General features: G+C 63.1%; 20 protein-coding genes and 1 pseudogene. 19 read left to right on the top strand and 2 right to left on the bottom strand.

Features of this window, described 5'->3' with window-relative positions; genetic code table 11:
* Window positions 1-106 precede the first annotated feature (106 nt).
* From J2126_RS01625 to J2126_RS01585, 9 genes are all read left to right on the top strand, one after another.
* Window positions 107-271: a hypothetical protein gene (locus J2126_RS01625; protein WP_010335706.1), complete on the top strand. Its 165-nt coding sequence runs from the start codon at window positions 107-109 to the stop codon at window positions 269-271.
* A gap of 198 nt (window positions 272-469) precedes the next feature.
* Window positions 470-1,018 (top strand): hypothetical protein, encoded by a 549-nt coding sequence (locus J2126_RS01620; RefSeq protein ID WP_209483356.1) that lies wholly within the window; start codon window positions 470-472, stop codon window positions 1,016-1,018.
* A 64-nt stretch (window positions 1,019-1,082) separates the two neighbouring features.
* Entirely contained in the window at window positions 1,083-1,499 is a 417-nt protein-coding gene (locus J2126_RS01615) for a hypothetical protein (protein ID WP_209483355.1), read from the top strand.
* Window positions 1,492-2,136, top strand: a complete 645-nt coding sequence (locus J2126_RS01610; RefSeq protein ID WP_209489741.1) for an antitoxin of toxin-antitoxin stability system — start codon at window positions 1,492-1,494, stop codon at window positions 2,134-2,136. The genes J2126_RS01615 and J2126_RS01610 overlap by 8 nt, the downstream gene beginning before the upstream one ends.
* 159 nt (window positions 2,137-2,295) lie before the next feature.
* Window positions 2,296-6,618 carry a strawberry notch family protein gene (locus tag J2126_RS01605; RefSeq protein WP_209483353.1) on the top strand — a complete coding sequence of 1,441 codons (4,323 nt, stop codon included), beginning with the start codon at window positions 2,296-2,298 and terminating at the stop codon, window positions 6,616-6,618.
* Window positions 6,618-7,655 carry a DUF7146 domain-containing protein gene (locus J2126_RS01600; RefSeq protein ID WP_209483351.1) on the top strand — a complete coding sequence of 346 codons (1,038 nt, stop codon included), beginning with the start codon at window positions 6,618-6,620 and terminating at the stop codon, window positions 7,653-7,655. The genes J2126_RS01605 and J2126_RS01600 overlap by 1 nt, the downstream gene beginning before the upstream one ends.
* Window positions 7,656-7,962: 307 nt before the next feature.
* The gene (locus J2126_RS01595; protein WP_209483349.1) at window positions 7,963-8,889 is read left to right on the top strand and encodes a DUF2493 domain-containing protein; all 927 of its coding nucleotides are present in this window, start codon (window positions 7,963-7,965) and stop codon (window positions 8,887-8,889) included.
* Between the two features lie 151 nt (window positions 8,890-9,040).
* A complete protein-coding gene (locus J2126_RS01590; RefSeq protein WP_209483347.1) occupies window positions 9,041-9,481 on the top strand; it encodes a hypothetical protein in 441 nt (146 codons plus the stop codon).
* Window positions 9,482-10,050: 569 nt separating this feature from the next.
* Complete coding sequence (locus tag J2126_RS01585) at window positions 10,051-10,377, top strand: DUF736 domain-containing protein (protein ID WP_209483344.1); 327 nt, start codon at window positions 10,051-10,053, stop codon at window positions 10,375-10,377.
* A gap of 79 nt (window positions 10,378-10,456) precedes the next feature.
* Here the strand turns inward: J2126_RS01585 and J2126_RS01580 are convergent.
* Window positions 10,457-10,628, bottom strand: a pseudogene (locus J2126_RS01580) (type II toxin-antitoxin system VapC family toxin); the annotation flags it as partial.
* A gap of 258 nt (window positions 10,629-10,886) precedes the next feature.
* On the opposite strand from J2126_RS01580, the gene J2126_RS25185 reads away from it, so the two are divergent.
* Window positions 10,887-11,102, top strand: coding sequence for a transcriptional regulator domain-containing protein (locus J2126_RS25185; protein ID WP_122066901.1), 216 nt, complete (start codon window positions 10,887-10,889; stop codon window positions 11,100-11,102).
* Entirely contained in the window at window positions 11,050-11,682 is a 633-nt protein-coding gene (locus J2126_RS01575; RefSeq protein ID WP_264665756.1) for a DUF2285 domain-containing protein, read from the top strand. Before J2126_RS25185 ends, J2126_RS01575 begins: the two co-directional genes overlap by 53 nt.
* Window positions 11,683-11,689: 7 nt before the next feature.
* Here the strand turns inward: J2126_RS01575 and J2126_RS01570 are convergent, their stop codons facing one another.
* Window positions 11,690-11,980 (bottom strand): DNA -binding domain-containing protein, encoded by a 291-nt coding sequence (locus J2126_RS01570; protein WP_122066921.1) that lies wholly within the window; start codon window positions 11,978-11,980, stop codon window positions 11,690-11,692.
* A gap of 467 nt (window positions 11,981-12,447) precedes the next feature.
* On the opposite strand from J2126_RS01570, the gene J2126_RS01565 reads away from it, so the two are divergent.
* Genes J2126_RS01565 through J2126_RS01530 form a run of 8 tightly spaced genes read left to right on the top strand, consistent with a single transcriptional unit; the run spans window position 12,448 to window position 16,856 of the window.
* Entirely contained in the window at window positions 12,448-12,720 is a 273-nt protein-coding gene (locus tag J2126_RS01565; RefSeq protein WP_165457007.1) for a helix-turn-helix transcriptional regulator, read from the top strand.
* The gene (locus tag J2126_RS01560) at window positions 12,721-13,812 is read left to right on the top strand and encodes a replication initiator protein A (protein ID WP_112520471.1); all 1,092 of its coding nucleotides are present in this window, start codon (window positions 12,721-12,723) and stop codon (window positions 13,810-13,812) included. It begins immediately after the preceding gene.
* Window positions 13,809-14,462: a ParA family partition ATPase gene (gene parA, locus J2126_RS01555; protein WP_209483342.1), complete on the top strand. Its 654-nt coding sequence runs from the start codon at window positions 13,809-13,811 to the stop codon at window positions 14,460-14,462. The genes J2126_RS01560 and parA overlap by 4 nt, the downstream gene beginning before the upstream one ends.
* Window positions 14,459-14,713, top strand: coding sequence for a hypothetical protein (locus J2126_RS01550; protein WP_112520469.1), 255 nt, complete (start codon window positions 14,459-14,461; stop codon window positions 14,711-14,713). The genes parA and J2126_RS01550 overlap by 4 nt, the downstream gene beginning before the upstream one ends.
* Window positions 14,710-15,228 carry a DUF2840 domain-containing protein gene (locus tag J2126_RS01545; RefSeq protein ID WP_166015880.1) on the top strand — a complete coding sequence of 173 codons (519 nt, stop codon included), beginning with the start codon at window positions 14,710-14,712 and terminating at the stop codon, window positions 15,226-15,228. The genes J2126_RS01550 and J2126_RS01545 overlap by 4 nt, the downstream gene beginning before the upstream one ends.
* Window positions 15,225-15,770 carry a S26 family signal peptidase gene (locus tag J2126_RS01540; RefSeq protein WP_209483340.1) on the top strand — a complete coding sequence of 182 codons (546 nt, stop codon included), beginning with the start codon at window positions 15,225-15,227 and terminating at the stop codon, window positions 15,768-15,770. Before J2126_RS01545 ends, J2126_RS01540 begins: the two co-directional genes overlap by 4 nt.
* A gap of 35 nt (window positions 15,771-15,805) precedes the next feature.
* Window positions 15,806-16,141 carry a DUF736 domain-containing protein gene (locus J2126_RS01535; protein ID WP_112520466.1) on the top strand — a complete coding sequence of 112 codons (336 nt, stop codon included), beginning with the start codon at window positions 15,806-15,808 and terminating at the stop codon, window positions 16,139-16,141.
* A 4-nt stretch (window positions 16,142-16,145) separates the two neighbouring features.
* On the top strand, window positions 16,146-16,856 hold the full coding sequence (locus J2126_RS01530) for a lytic transglycosylase domain-containing protein (protein WP_209483338.1): 711 nt from the start codon (window positions 16,146-16,148) through the stop codon (window positions 16,854-16,856).
* Window positions 16,857-16,893: the final 37 nt, after the last annotated feature.

Raw genomic sequence — 16,893 nt, 5'->3', positions numbered from 1 at the left:
GGAAAAAATCCGAACACCCTCGGGTGATTGCAGATCCGGTCAGACACTTCGGGCGCCTGTCGCGCGGGGGATGGTCCCCCGCCTCCAAAGACAGGAGCCGGAACCCATGTCCTATGCAGATGCTACTGCCTTCGCCGCCAGCCTCGCCACCACGCTGATGGTTTCAATCGTTGTGTTCCAGGCCGGAGACGGCACCCACGCCGCTTGCCCCGCCGCCGAGTTCGACGGCGACGACGACATGGTGAAGCTGGAGCTGGACCCGTGGGAGTAAGGCGCGAAAGCGCCTCATCCCCGACGGCCCGAGCGCGGCAGCCCGCGCTTCGGGCCTTCAGCGCCTCACGATGGTCTCCCATCGTCGGCAGCGGAACCGGGAACAAGCCCGGTCAGAGAGGAAGAGTGCGGGCCGGTCGGCCGTGACGGGTTGAGGGCTGGAGAGAGGCTCACCGGCGCCCGTCATGGAGTGATCCCGATGACCTTTGCCCGTAACGAAACCTATCGTTCCATCGGTCAGATTCTGGCAGCCGATGTTCTGCCCGCGCTTTATCGAGCGCAAAAGCTGCCGCTGCGCATCTCGTGCCTCGGCGTGGCCAGCTATGACGCCAGTGACGCGGCGAACAGCTTTGACCGTGTGATCCCGCTTGGCGAATGCCCGTCACCGGAAGAGGCCATCCAGGCCACAGCCTTGCGCGTGGCGCGCGGTGATATTTGCACGGGGCCGGACAGCTTCCCGTATTTTCAGCCGCGCATCATGCTCATTCAGGACCGGGATCAGCGCCTGGTCCTCGCCGGCGAAATCCGCGCCGGCATTATCCTCTGGGAACAGCCAGTCGCATCCGATGCCGAGGCACGCAGGATCGTGACCGAGGCGAGCCACCTGCGCGGTATGGCAATTGGGGCAGCGGCTTCAACCGAGGCCCGCGCCTTGCGTTACCGCGCCGCTGCATTGGAAGCCCGACTGGTCGATCCCTTCTGGCGCGAAACATCCACCGATCTGCTCCGCCTGCCGCAGGCCGCGTGACCGTTACCCATCCCCGTCATTTCGCCCGGTGCCATGCCGGGCTTTCTTGTTTCAGGAGCCTGATATGGCCGATTACCACACGCACTTTTCCTGCCTGCTCGATGTCGGGATGCATGAGAATGCCGTCCGTGCCGTCGATCTCTATAATGCCTTGCCGGATGGAAGCAGTGCCGAACATGAACCCGCCAACAACTTCCTGCTCTCGATCCAGCCTGAACATGACGGCACGCAGCTCTGGATACGCGACGATGACACCGGCGACCCCGAGCATGTCATCCGGTTCGTCATGCGCTGCGCGGTCACCTTCGGCCTGACCGGCTTATGGGGACTGCAATGGGCAAGCAGTTGCTCTCGACCCCGCCTGGATGGCTTCGGCGGCGGCGCGCATGTCCTCGATCTTGCCACTGGCGAGACGGTGGATTGGATTGACACCGATGGCTGGCTTTCCTCGGTTCTCGAAGGGAGAGATCCCTATGCCTGAGGTTATAGAAACCATCGTCTATCGCCTCAACGAATTGTCCGATGCTGCGAAGGACAAGGCCCGTGCCTGGTATCGTGAGGGCGGCTTCGATTATGACTGGTACGATGCCGTCTATGATGATTTCCAGCGCATCGCGGAAATCCTCGGGCTGAGCCTCAAGACTCGCACCGTCCGGTTGATGGGCGGCGGCACACGGCAAGACCCCTGCATCTGGTTCCGGGGTTTCTGCTCGCAGGGTGACGGCGCGTGCTTTGAATCCTGGTATTCCTACCGGAAACATGCGCCACGCCTGATCCGGGAATACGCCCCGCAGGACACCGAACTGCACCGCATCGCCGACGCCCTTCTGGCGATCCAGCACCGCAACTTCTATCAGCTTCGCGCCGATGCCAGTCATCGCGGCCATTATTATCACGAATACTGCATGGCGATCTCGGTGGAGCGAGACAGCCCGACCTGGCAGGACATGACCGCCGATGCCGAGGAGACGATCATCGAGGCGCTGCGCGATCTGGCCCGCTGGCTCTACCGCCAGCTTGAGCGCGAATATGATTATCTGTCTTCGGACGCAGTGGTCGATGAAACCATCGCCGCCAATGAATACACCTTCACCGAAGCCGGTCGCCGCTTCGGATGATCCCGGGAAGACACTGACAAGCGCCCCGCCGTCCGGTCGGGGCGCTTTTTTCATGCTGCGCTTTGAGAGTGAGAGGTGGGCCGGAAAGGGTCAGGTCGGGGCGGTCGAGAGAGAGCGCTGTCCGGGCTTTTCCGTTCCCGCTCTCCTGAGGTTCCCGACATGAACATGGTATTCCCCGTGGCCGATCCGGTTACGCCGCTGGCGGCAGCGCCCGCAATCCTGGCTGCGGCCAATCTTCTGCTCCTACATCTCGAACGCGGCCAGCGCGTCGATGCTGCTACCTTGCGCGGTGCGATGGAAGCGGCCTTCGGCGCATCCGATGCGACCGGCGCCTGGGACTGGAAGCTGGCCTATGAGGCCTGCGAAGTCGCTACCGTTCGCTTCCTGCGCAAATACGGCAAAGCACTGTTCCGTAAAGCCGTGTCTCCGGCTTCACGGCTTTCCGTGCTGGCGAAGATCGCGGGGCTGTTGCCCACGCAGACCCGGCGTTCCGAGGAGAGCCAGAACTTCCAGCAATTTTCGACGCCGATCCCGCTCGGCCTTGCCGCTCTGACAGCTGCTGCGATTACACCTGATGACAGGGTGCTGGAACCGTCCGCTGGCACCGGCCTCATGGCGGTCCTGGCGCAGACCATCGGCGGTTCGCTGATCCTCAATGAACTGGCCGAGACCCGCGCCGATCTGCTCGCCTCGCTCTTTCCAGCCTTTGCCGTCACGCGGTTCGACGCCGCCCAGATCGACGATCATCTGACCCCGGATGCCGTCCCGTCCGTGGTGCTGATGAACCCGCCATTCTCGGTCATGGCCAATGTCAGCGGCCGCGTGTCCGATGCCGCATACCGCCATGTTGCCTCTGCGCTGGCCCGTCTGGCTCCCGGCGGTCGGCTGGTGGCGATCACCGGCGCAGGCTTTTGTCCCGAAGCTCCGGCATGGCGGGACGCTTTTATCCGCCTGCAGGCGCGTGGCCGTGTGGTGTTCAGCGCCGCCGTCGATGGCGCGGTCTATGCAAAGCACGGCACCACGATCGATACGCGGCTGACCGTGATCGACAAACTGCCCGCCGAGGATTCGGCCAGTTTTCCAGCCTCGGCAGGGATCGCGCCCGGTGTCGCCACGCTGATCGGATGGATCGAGGCGCAGGTCCCACCGCGCCTGTCAGTGTCATTGCCGAAGATCGTGGTGCCCGGTTCAACCGCCGCGCCGAAGACCGTGCGAGGCTATCTGGCCCGCGCGACAGCTGCGCGGCCTGCCGCGGCTCCCGCCAACGATCCCGAGGGCGTCGAACTTGCCTATGAGACCGTGGACTGGACGCCACCGGAAGGCGCTCGCCTGTCCGACGCGATCTATGAGGAATATGCGCTGCAATCGCTACGCATTGCTGGCGCGCAGCCGCATCCGACCAAGCTGGTGCAGTCTGCCGCCATGGCCTCGGTCGCACCGCCGAAGCCGTCCTACCGGCCCATACTGCCCGCTGACATCTGCGCGCGTCTGTCGAACGCCCAGCTCGAAACGGTGATCTATGCCGGGGAAGCCCATGCCGATCATCTCGCCGGCGCATGGACCGTGGATGAGCATTTCGACAATGTGAGCGCCGCGCCCGAGGATGCTGCCGGATCGATCCGCTTCCGCCGCGGCTTCATGCTCGGTGACGGAACCGGCGCTGGCAAGGGCCGCCAGTCCGCCGCCATCATTCTCGACAACTGGCTGCGCGGACGCCGCAAGGCGATCTGGATTTCCAAATCCGACAAGCTGATCGAGGACGCGCAGCGCGACTGGTCGGCGCTGGGCATGGAACGGTTGCTTGTCACGCCTCTGTCACGCTTTCCGCAGGGCGCAAAGATCACGCTGTCGGAAGGCATCCTTTTTACCACCTATGCCACGCTACGCTCCGACGACCGGGGCGAGAAGGTTTCCCGCGTCAAGCAGATCGTCGAATGGTTGGGGTCCGATTTCGATGGAGCCATTATATTCGACGAGAGCCATTCCATGCAGAATGCCGGTGGTGGAAAAGGCGAACGCGGCGATGTCGCCGCCTCGCAGCAGGGACGTGCGGGCCTGCGGCTCCAGCACGCGCTGCCCGATGCCCGCGTGGTTTATGTCTCGGCAACCGGGGCCACCACAGTACACAACCTTGCTTATGCACAGCGCCTCGGTCTCTGGGGCGGTGAGGATTTTCCGTTCCAGACCCGTGCCGAGTTCGTCGAGGCGATCGAAGCCGGTGGCGTGGCGGCCATGGAAGTGCTGGCCCGCGATCTGCGATCTCTCGGCCTCTATACCGCCCGCTCGCTTTCCTATGATGGCGTCGAATATGAACTGATCGAGCACCAGCTCACGGACGAACAGCGGCACATCTACGATTCATATGCTGCCGCCTTCGCCGTGATTCACGGGAACCTGGACGCGGCGATGGAAGCCGCCAATATCACCGGCAGCGAGGGCACGCTGAACCGGCAGGCGAAATCCGCCGCCCGCTCGGCCTTTGAAAGCACCAAGCAGCGCTTCTTCGGCCATCTGCTGACCTCCATGAAAACCCCGACCCTGATCCGGTCCATTGATGCCGATCTGGAAGCGGGCCATGCCGCCGTCATCCAGATCGTCTCGACCGGCGAAGCCCTGATGGAACGCCGGCTGTCCGAAATCCCGACCGAGGAATGGAACGATATTTCCGTCGATGTCACGCCCAGGGAGTATGTCGGCTCGTATTTGCAGCATTCCTTTCCGGTGCAGCTCTATGAGCCGTTCAGCGATGGCGAGGGCAATCTGTCGTCACGCCCTGTCTTCCGCGATGGTCAGCCGGTGGAATGCCGCGAAGCTGTAGCGCGGCGCGACGAGATGCTGGAGCAGCTGGGGTCGCTTCCACCTGTCCCCGGTGCGCTCGACCAGATCGTCCAGCGTTTCGGCACGGATATGGTGGCCGAGGTCACGGGCCGTTCGCGCCGGATCGTGCGCAAGGGCGAAGGAGCATCGGCACGTCTTGCGGTCGAGAACCGTGCGGCTTCTGCCAACCTTGCCGAGACGTCGGCCTTCATGGATGACCAGAAGCGCATTCTGGTCTTCTCGGACGCGGGTGGCACCGGACGCAGCTATCACGCCGAACTCTCGGCGAGAAACCAGCGCCTGCGCGTGCATTATCTGCTGGAACCGGGCTGGAAGGCCGATGCCGCCATTCAGGGGCTTGGGCGCACCAACCGGACCAATCAGGCGCAGCCGCCGCTGTTCCGACCCATCGCCACGGATGTCAAAGCCGAGAAGCGCTTCCTTTCAACCATCGCCCGCCGCCTCGACACGCTGGGCGCGATCACACGCGGCCAGCGCCAGACCGGCGGCCAGGGGCTGTTCCGTCCCGAGGATAATCTGGAATCCGCCTATGCTCGCGATGCGTTGCGCCAGCTCTATCTGCTGATCGTGCGCGGCAAGGTCGAGGGTTGCTCGCTCGAACGGTTTGAATCCGCCACCGGGCTGAAGCTGATGGACAGCAATGGTGTGAAGGACGAACTTCCGCCGATCACCACCTTCCTCAACCGCCTGCTGGCGCTGACCATCGAGTTGCAGGGCATCCTGTTCTCGGCCTTCGAGCAGCTTCTGCAGGCGCGGATCGACGGTGCGATTGCATCCGGCACCTATGATATGGGGCTGGAGACGCTGAAGGCCGAAAGCTTCATCGTCACCGACCGGCAGGTGATCCACACCCATCCGGGCACCGGCGCAGAAACGCGGCTCCTGACGCTCACAGAGCGCAAACGCAATCAGCCGGTCACGCTCGATGCAGCCCTGGCGGAACTGGATGATCCCCGCGCAAGATTGCTCATCAACGAGCGATCGGGACGTGCCGCCGTTCAGATCCCGACCACCAGCGTCATGCTGGATGATGGCGAGATCGAACGGCGCGTGCGGCTGATCCGGCCCATGGAGGCGATGAACATTCCGGTTCGGGCGATGAGTGAGACCCATTGGATCGAGGCCGATCGTTCCGCCTTCACCGTGGCCTGGAAGGCGGAACTGGCCGAGGTGCCGGAGTTCACCGACAGCATCCTGCATATGGTGACAGGGCTGCTTCTGCCAATCTGGAAACGCCTGCCGCAGGACTCCTCCCGCGTCTATCGGCTCCAGACCGACGAGGGCGAACGCATCATCGGTCGCCGGGTATCGCCGGCATGGGCTGCCAATGCCTCGACCAGTGGCGTCACCAGCAACCTGACACCGGATGCCGCCTATGCCGCGCTGATCGAAGGTCGCACGATCCTTGATCTCGCCGAAGGGCTGCAACTGCGCCGCGTCCGGGTCATGGGCGCCAGCCGGATCGAACTGACCGGCTTTACTGACGCAATGCGCGACCGGCTGCGGGCCTATGGCCTCTTCAGCGAGATCATCTCGTGGAAACTGCGCTTCTTCGTGCCGGTCGGCGCGATGGGACCGGAGATCATCGGCAAACTGCTTGACCGCTTCCCGGTCCTGCGCATCGGTGAGAGGGAGGCCGCATAATGGCGCGTCTCAACGCTTCCGAACTGGCGCAGCGTCTCGGCCGACAGGCCGAGGCGGTGTGCCGCCACTATCTGTCGAATGGGCGCAAACAGGGCAATTACTGGCAGGTTGGCGATGTCCGAAACACGGCTGGCCGGTCCATGTTCGTCCGGCTGCACGACAGCGTGAAAGGCATTGCCGGTAAATGGCAGGACTCGGCCACGGGTGAATATGGCGATCTGCTGGACGTGATCCAGGACTCGCTCGGTCTGATCGACTTCGCGGACGTTGCCGAAGAAGCCCGGCGCTTCCTCAGCCTGCCGCATCCTGAACCGCAGCCACCATTCCGTCCGTCCCGAACGCCAGCACCATCCGGATCATCCGAGGCCGCACGCCGCCTCTGGCGCATGACGCAGCCGCTGATCGGCAGTACCGCAGAAGCGTATTTACGCGGACGCGGCATTACGGATTTACGCCAGACCGCAAATCTGCGCTTTCACCCCAACTGTTACTGGCGGCCCGAGGACGATGGCCCGACCGAAGCTTGGCCCGCGATGATCGCCGCCGTCACCGACCTCGATGGCAGGATTACCGGCGCACACCGCACATGGCTGGCACCGGACGGTTCCGGCAAGGCACCCGTCGATCCGCCGAGGAAGGCAATGGGCGACCTGCTCGGACATGCAGTGCGTTTCGGTGATGTGCAGAATGTCATGGCGGCGGGGGAAGGTATCGAAACCATCCTGTCGCTGCGTCAGGCTCTGCCCACCATGCCGATGGTTTCCGCGCTCTCGGCCGGACACCTCGCGGCCATCCTGTTCCCGCCGCACCTGCGCAGGCTCTATATCGTCCGCGACAACGATCCGGCAGGTGACAGCGCCCGTGATAGCCTGGTGGACCGGGCGCACGAGGCCGGGATCGAGGCCATCACGCTCTCGCCCATGATGGGGGACTTCAACGAAGATCTCGCAACTCACGGGCTGGATGCCGTTCGGGCAGAGATCCGGGTGCAAATCGCTCCCGAGGACGTCAGCCGCTTCATGGCTTCAATCGCATAGCCGGCACGGGGCCGTGATCGGGGCGTTCCGATGCTGTCATGCGCACAGGCTGCATCCTGTCATCAGCAGAGGACCGCGCCTTGGCCTTCCGAGAGGGCGATCGGCCCACAAACGCTCCGGTCAGGCAATGGCGGCGCCCGACTGATTTCCGTCGGCGGGCAAGCCCGCCTTTACAGCGCGAAACAAATCAGCCGGGCTTTGCCATCAAGGCCCTCGCCAGAGGCTCGCGCTGCCAGACCGGAGCGCCCGTGGGCTTGTCTCGCCATGAAGGCCGCGACGGTCGCGGTCCAACTGACGGAAGCATCCCATGTACGCGCACGACGATTTCGAACCCGATCACAGCACGTCCCCGACCGGCCACGCCATCGAAGAACTTGAACTCTACGGCTACCGTCCCTCCGAAGACGAGGCCGATCCCCGGATCACACCCGAAGATCACGTCATCCAGGGCGCAGTCTCCGACATCTTCGACGCCCTGATTTCCACCATGGCCGACACCAGCCTCGATTTCGACCTCGACGAGATCCTGTGGTCCACCGTCAACACCTTCCACCGCGCTGTCGAGCGGATCGAGACCAAACTCGACGATAACGAGCAGGCACAGAAGCGTCTTCAGCGTGAACAGGACGGCAGCGAGGTCAAATCCGTCCAGCTCGAAACCCTGATCGGCGCGGGCCAAAGCCTGATCGAGCGCCGCGACAGCATGGAAACCTTCCGCGATACCGCCGCCGACATCTATCTGCGCACCACCGGCACGCCCTGGTCGCAACGCTCCGGCTCACGGGTCAACCATCGCCAGATGACCTCGGCCATGATCGACAGCCGCGACTTCATCGCCGCAAAACGCCGGGCCGACAATGAGGTGCTGCTGCCCGCCGGACCAAAGATCGCCTTCTCGGGCGGTGACACCACCGATCACCGGACGATCTGGGCCAAGCTCGATCAGGTCCACGCCAAGCACCCGGACATGGTCCTGATGCACGGCGGATCGCCCAAGGGCGCGGAACGCATCGCGGCCACCTGGGCCAATAACCGCAAGGTCGCACAGGTCGCCTTCAAGCCCGACTGGACGAAACATGCCAAGGCAGCACCGTTCAAGCGCAACGATCAGATGCTCGCCACGATGCCGATCGGGGTCATCATCTTCCCCGGCACGGGTATTCAGGACAACCTGGCCGACAAGGCCCGCAAGATGGGCATCCCGGTCTATCGCTTCGGGACCGGCAGCGCGTGAGCGCTGCCTTCCCACGTCATCATGAGCATGACGATAGCGCCCGCCGATCATTCCATGTCGCCTGGACAGGCATATTTATGCTATATGTCGCAGCGCGCCGTGGTGGTGGTGGAAGGCGCAACCGTCCAACCTTTTGCACGGAGACACCACCATGATCGTTCTCGGAATCCTCGTTTCCATCGCAGCCATCGGCACCATGTGCTGGCTGCTGTTCAATCTCGCCGTATTCGCCCTGCCGTTCTTTTTCGGCCTGAATGCAGGCACCTGGTCCTATGGCACGGGGGCTGGCTGGCTCGGCAGCATCGCTGTCGGTCTTCTCACCGCTGGTCTGACACTGGCAGTCGGTCAGGGCCTGCTCATGCTGGTCCGCCCGATCTGGGCCCGTCTGCTGATTGCTCTGGCCTTCGTCGCTCCGGCGGGGATGGCCGGGTTTTATGCCACGCTTGGTATCGTCAAGCATATGATGCCGTCTGAAAAATGGCAGCTCATCTTCTCGGTGATCGGGGCCATTGCGGTGGGCGTAACAGCGTTCCTGCGCGTTGCGGGCATGGCGGCGGCCGGTCCAGCGGACGGGAACCTTGCACGCACCTGAACCGCAATGATCCGTTGATGGCGACCAGAAGCGAGTGCGGATCATCTTCCATCTTCGTCAGGAAAATGGTGGCAGACAGCGACCAGGCATCGGATCAGCTTGAGGCACAGATGCGGCTGATAGGAGCGCAGAACGGGGAGCACCAGTGTTTGTGGTCTTTCCAGTACCCGGTTGGGGGCAATGCCGGTAGAACAGGCCGGAAAGAGAGATGCGCATGGCCTGAGACGCAGGGCGACCGGCAAGGCCGGTGTTGCCCGTCTGGTCATCGTGATGGGGCCTCAAGATTGCCACGTCTCCGTTCAGCCCCCGTGTCTCGACCGCTCCAAACGGCCTCTTCAATGGCCTGATCTGGCCGAAGAACAGCGCGATGCGCTTCGACCGCTTTAGCGCAACAGCGTCGTCACAACTTTCTTCCCCTGACGGCAGAGCCGCCATTCCGCGCGGAACAAGAAAGTTTCTCCTGTGCTGTCCAGCCCCCAAAGGGGGTGCGCCAGCGTTCGTCTCCGGCCGGTCGATAGCCATAGAGGCCGCAATGGTGCGGGCTCGGAAACGGAAAACGGAGACTTAAAATGGCAACCATCGGCACCTTCAAGAAGACCGGCTCGAACGACTTCACCGGCGAAATCGTCACCCTGAGCGTCAAGGCCAAAGGCGTGCGCATCGTTCCCGACCTGCGCGCCACCGGCGAGAACGCCCCCAGCCACCGGGTTCTGGTCGGCCGCGCCGAAATCGGCGCCGCCTGGTCCAAGCGCTCCAACGAGGGCCGCGACTATCTGGGCCTCAAGCTGGATGATCCGAGCTTCAACGCCCCGATCTACGCCAACCTCTTCGATGACGAAGAAGGCGACACCTTCTCCCTCATCTGGTCCCGCCCCAACGGTCGCCGCGGCGACTGAGGCGCGGAACAAAGGCCCCGACCGGAAGGTCGGGGCCTTTCTCATACCCGCAGGAAAGCCGTCACGCCCACCGCAACCGCTACACCCGGTTCTCCACCCGCACGCCGGGCATGCGGACGAATTCCTTTTACCACGATCAGCCACTCGCTGCGGGCGTGTGCGCCGATCTGCATGTCGTGCGGCCCGCAAGGCGTGCCCGCACGCTCCAACTCGGCGCGGACCTGCGCAAAATGGGCGGCCGCCTTGTTGCCCTGCGGGCCGCGCTCTCGTCTGCGCCGGAACCGCGTAATCGCGCGTTTCCGCCATTCGGCTTCGATCACTGACACGGGAATGTCGTCAGGGTATCTCCCATGTGATGCGCAACAGTGCTAACGAGAGATTCTTTAATGGATTGATCGGGTTAGGCGATCCACTTATCGCGCTAGCCACGCTACCGAAAAACCAATCAATACCGCAGCCTTTTCAAGTCGGGCGTGGCCTTGTGCCGTCCGGCTTTGGGAGGACGCGCCATGCAGAGCATAGATTGGCGTATTCCGGCGGCTTATAAACGCATTAAAGACCTTCCGCCCGCCGGTTTCGCCTGGGAATATCTTCGTCGCAACGAAGACTATCGCCGTGACGTCGAGAGACTCACGCAGAGGAGAGAACCCGCGGGAGAAGAGGTTAACGCCTTTGCTTCCCGCTGGGGGGTGCGATTTCGCACACGACCCCGACGCGCAGCCTGACGGCGCACCGCCTTTCTGGTCGCCGCATTTCAATCCGCAGGCCATTATTCTGTCTCCGGTCGAGCAGAACGATCCGGATGGCGGGCGGCTTGTCGCTCTCGCACATCTCGATGGCCTGATCCTGCGCCGCGCACCGGATGGCTGGCACGCAATCTGGCGTGTCGGTGGGATGGAGCATCAATTCTGGCTGCCACAGGGCGCAATCGATGCAGCAGCTTTCTATGCTGCAATCCTGCCCATGGACGAGTTCATGGAATTACGCGCCCACGCGGCCCGCCGCCTCTGGAGGTGCCTGACAGGCCGCTCTCCGGGGCCGGATATTCGCGCCATGCCAGCGCAGCTTCGGCAATGGCACCTTCTGTCGCTGCGGGCGCTGGACGCACGGCTGCACGGCGAAAGCTATCGCGCCGTTGCCGAAGTCCTGCTCGGCTTCCGTGGCGACAAGGAAGATTTCGAGACTGATCCGCGCAAGAACAAGGCACGTCGTCTTGTTGCCCACGGCATCAGGATGATGCGCGGAGGCTATCGGCTGCTTTTGCATTATCCGGTCAAGCCGATTCCACGATCAAAAGGCGACTGAGGCAATCTCACCGATTCCTGTTTGCCGCAGCCTGTTCCAGTATTTGCCTGTAACCTTCCCGCGACAGCCATTGAGCGCGTTCCAGATGGCTCTGCCAGCATCGCCGGGTGCGCATCTCATCTGATGCCGGATCGCGGTGCAGAACAATTCGCGCCACTTCCTTCCAGTCGGCTTCCTCGGACTTGGCGTCCAGAAGGCGCAGATAGGTCACAAAGTGCTGCTCGTCATAGGCGGTGATGACATGGCCGGATGGAGCCAGATCATCCACATGGGGGTCAAGTTCGACGGGCGCTTTCACGGTCATTCCCCTTCTTTCAGAAGAGTTTCTGCGGTTCGCCCCCGCAATAAAACTCTCTGACTCCTGGTGATCGGGGAGTTAGTAACCGTGTTGAACGGCCCCATGGCCTTTAGCTGGAAAGCCTGTTGCATACGCCACAGGCTCCCCGACCATAGGGTCAAGGAGTGTGGTGCCGTCACGGCCGACACCAACCGTCAACAGGGGTTACTAAGCCCCGGAGCAGTGCGTCTGCCCCATCTGCATCCATAGCCGAACTGCGCGCGGATGTCTTGAGCGAATCCGCATCGGGCTCACTGAGTTGCTGAAATCTCACGTCTTTTCGTGCTGACATAGCCCCTTTCGGGGGTGCCGTCTGCGTATGTACGCAAATGCGGCACGCTACACGCCGCCGATCACTTCCCATGGTTCGCCATAGCGCGCCGCCGTCTCCGGCAGCCGCATCAACCTGACGAACCGGAGGTGATCTCATGGCCGAGCGCCGAAACGCGGACCTGCCACCGCGCATGCTGCGTACTCAGGAAGCTGCACGTTTCCTTGGCATTTCTCTTCGCACGCTGGAAAAACACCGGACCTACGGGACCGGTCCGACCTATCGCAAAATCGGTGGCCGGGTTCTCTACACGGTCGAGGATCTTCAGGCCTGGGCCGACATCGGCGCACGCAAATCCACCAGTGACAAGGACGTCGGCACGGTCTTTCCGGCTCGCCCCCTGACGCCTGAAGAGCGGAGCAAGCTCTGAATGCGGCGCGTCGATCACCCTGACGCCCTGCGACGAGAAGGCGGTAGCGAGCGCAGCCACCTCGATCCCTTCGTGGTCGCAACCGGCGATGCCAGTCCGCGCGACCAGCGCGATCTGATGGAGCGGCCTTTCTTCTCGCTGGCGAAGACGCCGCGCACGAAGCCCATCCTCTACAAGACCGCCGATGTCGAGGTGCAGGTGTTCGGGATGCCCGAACATGGCATGGCGACGATCTGGGATGCCGATGTGCTGATCTGGGCTGCAAGCCAAATCGTTGCCGCCGAAAACAACGGCATCAAGACATCCCGCTTCTTCCGCTTCACGCCCTATCATCTGCTGCGCGCCATCGGCCGCGACACCGGAAACCGCCAATATCTGCTGCTGAAGGCAGCGCTTGCCCGGCTGCAATCCACGGTCGTCGCCACGACGATCCGTAACGGCAAGCATTGGCGCCGCCGCCAGTTCTCCTGGATCAACGAATGGGAAGAGATGACCACGCGCGACGGTCGCGTTGAGGGCATGGAGTTTGTCCTGCCCGAGTGGTTCTACAACAGTGTCCTTGACCGTTCGCTGGTCCTGACCATCGACCCGGATTATTTCCGGCTGACCGGTGGTATCGAGCGCTGGCTCTACCGTGTTGCCCGCAAACACGCCGGACATCAGCCGCATGGCTGGCTGTTCGAGGTTGCGCACCTTTACCAGAAATCCGGCAGCATGGCCCGACCATCGGACTTTGCACTGGACTTGCGCCGCATTGCTGCCCGCCAGCCGCTGCCCGGCTACCAGCTTAAGATCCTGCGCGAGGATCGCCGCGAACTGCTGCGAATCCGCCCTGAAAATCTATCCACAGTGCCTGTGGATAACATTGTGGATGCCGTCGGTACATCAGGCGCAAAGGGTATCGGTACATCAGGCGCAGCACTATCGGCACATCAGGCGCACGAGCCCCAGTTAAGCCTCTGGAACGAAAAGAAGAATCCGACTGCTAACTTAGAATCTAACATAGAATCTAACTTTTCTTCTTTGACGCGCGCGCATGAAAGGCACGGTGCCAGTGCCACTTCCCGCCGACCTGGGCGGGGTACGCCATGATCGTCGCGCTCCTCAATCAGAAAGGCGGCGTGGGCAAGACCACGCTGGCGCTGCATCTTGCCGGAGCCTGGGCTGCGCAAGGCAAGCGGGTCATCCTGATCGACGCCGACCCGCAAGGCTCCGCACTGGACTGGTCAGAGCGGCGCAGCCATGAAGGGCTGCCAAGGCTGTTCACCGTCATCGGCCTTGCCCGCGATACCCTGCATAGGGAAGCGCCGGAACTGGCGCGTGACGCCGATCATATCGTCATTGATGGTCCGCCCCGTGTCGCTGGTCTGATGCGCTCAGCACTGCTTGCAGCCGACCTGGTGCTGATCCCGGTGCAGCCATCCCCCTTTGACGGCTGGGCCTCGGCCGAGATGCTGGCGCTTCTGAACGAAGCGCGCATCTATCGACCGGAGCTGTCCGCCCGCTTTCTGCTGAACCGATGCGGTGCGCGCACGATCATCACCCGCGAAACGGCCGAGACACTGGCTGACCATGATCCGCCCTTGCTGGCCACGACGGTTGGCCAGCGTGTCGCCTTCGCCGAAGCCGCACAGACCGGACGACTGGTCTCCGAGACTGATGGCGGCGAACGGGCCGCACAGGAGGTCACAGCGCTGGCGGCCGAAATCGATGGCCTCGGTATCGGGAGGATCGTGCCATGACACGTCCGCCTGTCAAATCCGGCTTCGCATCACGTCCGGGCAATCCCGATAGCTGGGTCAGAGCCGCCGATGCGCCGCCAACCGGCAAGACGGCGACGGAGGCGTTTACCGCCCGCCTGACCATCGACATCACGCCCGAACTGCGCGGGCGCATCAAGGTTGCCGCTTTCCGGCGTGGCGTCACCGTCGCCGTGATGCTGCGCGAGCTGCTGGTCCGCGAGTTTCCACCCATCGAAGGAGATCAGCCATGACCGGCAAAACCGTGCGCGCTGCGCATGAACATCCGCAGGCGGACGGGCCTGCACCGTTCACCACATTGGTCGAACTGACCTTCCAGAAGAAGAAGGTCGAGCGGTGGATACGCTTCGGCCGCAAGAGCTTTGAGCAGATCATCGACCGCCGCCGCAGTCTGATCGGTTTTGCGCCCGAAAGCATCTTCGCACTCAATCGCTGGGCTTCCAACGATTACGGCACCATCGTCTCGCGGCTCGACATCCTGCGCGCTGTCGGGCGTGGCGAACCGTACCAGACCGTGCCCTTCGTTCGTCCTGGCGGCGAGATCCTGCTGCGTATCGATGGCTGGCGACAAGTCCAGCGGGTGTTGGCCCTGATCGATGCCGTGGACGCGCTAGGCGTCGATCCGGCCGATGTTGCGCCGGAGCATTGGCGGCACGTCCACAACCGTTTGAGTGCTGGTCAGGAACCCAATCCCTACACCCCGGAGCGCCATGCCGCATGGGTCAGCCGCCGGAGGATCGCACCATGAGCCGTCGTCATATCCTTGCCGTGTCCATGCTGGCCGTCGGCACGCTTGTCGTCACGGCGGTTGCCGATCTGCCAACCCGGCTGATCTGGAATGCGACTGCCAGCGCGCCCATCGGCTTCTACACAGTTGCTCCCGCCGATGCGCTCGAAGTGCCCGAACTGGTCGCCATCATGCCGTCTGAGCCGCTGGAGCGGTTCATGGTCGATCGCGGCTATATCGGACGCGGCGTGCCGCTGCTGAAGCGTGTCCTCGGCCTGCCGGGACAGCGCGTTTGCCGCAACGGTGCGACCATTACCGTCGATCATGTCGAGATGGGGGACGCGCTGGAGCGCGACCGCATGGGCCGCGATCTGCCGGTCTGGCAGGGCTGCCGCATTATCGGCGACGGTGAACTCTTCCTCATGAATTGGGACATCCGGGACAGCCTCGATGGCCGTTACTTCGGACCTGTTCCCGCCAGTTCCGTCATCGGCCGGGCGCTGCCGCTCTGGACCGATGGGGAAGGTGATGGACGCTACGAATGGCGGGCGGCCACGCATTGAACCCACGCCGAAACCTCGACGACAGGAGATTTTTCATGCCACAGATCGGATTGTTCACGCGCGATGAAACGGGCTTTTCCGGGCGCGTTCACACGCTCACGCTCTTCCGTGAGCTTACCATCATGCCAGCCGAGCATTCGGACGCCGAAAACGCGCCGGACTACCGTGTCCATCACGGAGCTGATGACGGCCCCGAGGTCGGCGCTGCATGGAAACGCACCGGCGAAAAGGCTGGCGAATATCTCTCGGTGCTGCTCGACGATCCCGCCTTGCCGCAGCCGATCCGCGCCAACCTGTTCCGCGACGACGATGCAGGCTCGTCATGGTCGCTGCACTGGAGCCGCCCGCGGCCCCGCGAAGATCGGGACTGAGATCATGCGATCCCGCGCCCTTCTTCTCTTCACGGCCCTTCTGTCGGCTGGCAGCGGATTGACGCCAGCGCTTGCGCAGGTCACGCAGCAACCCGCGCCTGTCACTGCGCATCCCCATGCTGCTTTCATTGCCGAGGCGTCACAGCGTTTCGGCATTCCAGAGCACTGGATTCGGGCCGTGCTGCGTGTGGAAAGCGCGGGCGATGTGCGCGCCATCTCATCGGCGGGTGCAATGGGACTGATGCAGGTCATGCCCGATACCTGGGTGGGCCTGCGCAGCCGCCATGGCCTCGGACGCGATCCTTACGATCCGCGCGACAACATCCTCGCAGGTACGGCGTATCTGCGCGAGATGTGGGACCGGTATGGCAATGTCGCGGCCATGCTTGCCGCCTACAATGCCGGTCCCGGTCGCTATGATGAGCATCTGGCGACAGGTCGCACTTTGCCCGCAGAAACACGCGCCTATGTCGCCACGCTCGCACCTGTTCTTGGGCTTGCGACTGCGCCTGATGTGCCGACGATCGTGCCGCCGCCACCGCCAGATTGGCGCGAAGCTCCGCTTTTCGTGGCGCAATCCAGCGGCAATTCGGTTGCAGCCAATCAGCCGTCGAACGACGTCCGCGCAACCGTTCCTATGCGCGTTTCCGTCGATCAGGAGCCGCAGGACGGCGGCATATTCGTGGCCCGTGCGAGCAATGGAGATGCGCCATGACCATGACGTCTCCACGCGCTTTCGGTCCGCTTCCGGT

It is taken from the genome of Xanthobacter flavus (assembly GCF_017875275.1).
Taxonomy (GTDB): Bacteria; Pseudomonadota; Alphaproteobacteria; order Rhizobiales; family Xanthobacteraceae; genus Xanthobacter; species Xanthobacter flavus_A.
This window is presented reverse-complemented; position numbering and strand designations above follow the sequence as displayed.

Coding starts and splice junctions, on each gene's coding strand:
- J2126_RS01625 (WP_010335706.1), top strand. CDS start 107: ATGTCCTATGCAGATGCTACTGCCTTCGCCGCCAGCCTCGCCACCACG.
- J2126_RS01545 (WP_166015880.1), top strand. CDS start 14,710: ATGACCGGCAAAACCGTGCGCGCTGCGCATGAACATCCGCAGGCGGAC.
- J2126_RS01530 (WP_209483338.1), top strand. CDS start 16,146: ATGCGATCCCGCGCCCTTCTTCTCTTCACGGCCCTTCTGTCGGCTGGC.
- J2126_RS01560 (WP_112520471.1), top strand. CDS start 12,721: ATGCGGCGCGTCGATCACCCTGACGCCCTGCGACGAGAAGGCGGTAGC.
- J2126_RS01610 (WP_209489741.1), top strand. CDS start 1,492: ATGCCTGAGGTTATAGAAACCATCGTCTATCGCCTCAACGAATTGTCC.
- J2126_RS25185 (WP_122066901.1), top strand. CDS start 10,887: ATGCAGAGCATAGATTGGCGTATTCCGGCGGCTTATAAACGCATTAAA.
- J2126_RS01590 (WP_209483347.1), top strand. CDS start 9,041: ATGATCGTTCTCGGAATCCTCGTTTCCATCGCAGCCATCGGCACCATG.
- J2126_RS01620 (WP_209483356.1), top strand. CDS start 470: ATGACCTTTGCCCGTAACGAAACCTATCGTTCCATCGGTCAGATTCTG.
- J2126_RS01565 (WP_165457007.1), top strand. CDS start 12,448: ATGGCCGAGCGCCGAAACGCGGACCTGCCACCGCGCATGCTGCGTACT.
- J2126_RS01600 (WP_209483351.1), top strand. CDS start 6,618: ATGGCGCGTCTCAACGCTTCCGAACTGGCGCAGCGTCTCGGCCGACAG.
- parA (WP_209483342.1), top strand. CDS start 13,809: ATGATCGTCGCGCTCCTCAATCAGAAAGGCGGCGTGGGCAAGACCACG.
- J2126_RS01615 (WP_209483355.1), top strand. CDS start 1,083: ATGGCCGATTACCACACGCACTTTTCCTGCCTGCTCGATGTCGGGATG.
- J2126_RS01585 (WP_209483344.1), top strand. CDS start 10,051: ATGGCAACCATCGGCACCTTCAAGAAGACCGGCTCGAACGACTTCACC.
- J2126_RS01535 (WP_112520466.1), top strand. CDS start 15,806: ATGCCACAGATCGGATTGTTCACGCGCGATGAAACGGGCTTTTCCGGG.
- J2126_RS01550 (WP_112520469.1), top strand. CDS start 14,459: ATGACACGTCCGCCTGTCAAATCCGGCTTCGCATCACGTCCGGGCAAT.
- J2126_RS01540 (WP_209483340.1), top strand. CDS start 15,225: ATGAGCCGTCGTCATATCCTTGCCGTGTCCATGCTGGCCGTCGGCACG.
- J2126_RS01605 (WP_209483353.1), top strand. CDS start 2,296: ATGAACATGGTATTCCCCGTGGCCGATCCGGTTACGCCGCTGGCGGCA.
- J2126_RS01595 (WP_209483349.1), top strand. CDS start 7,963: ATGTACGCGCACGACGATTTCGAACCCGATCACAGCACGTCCCCGACC.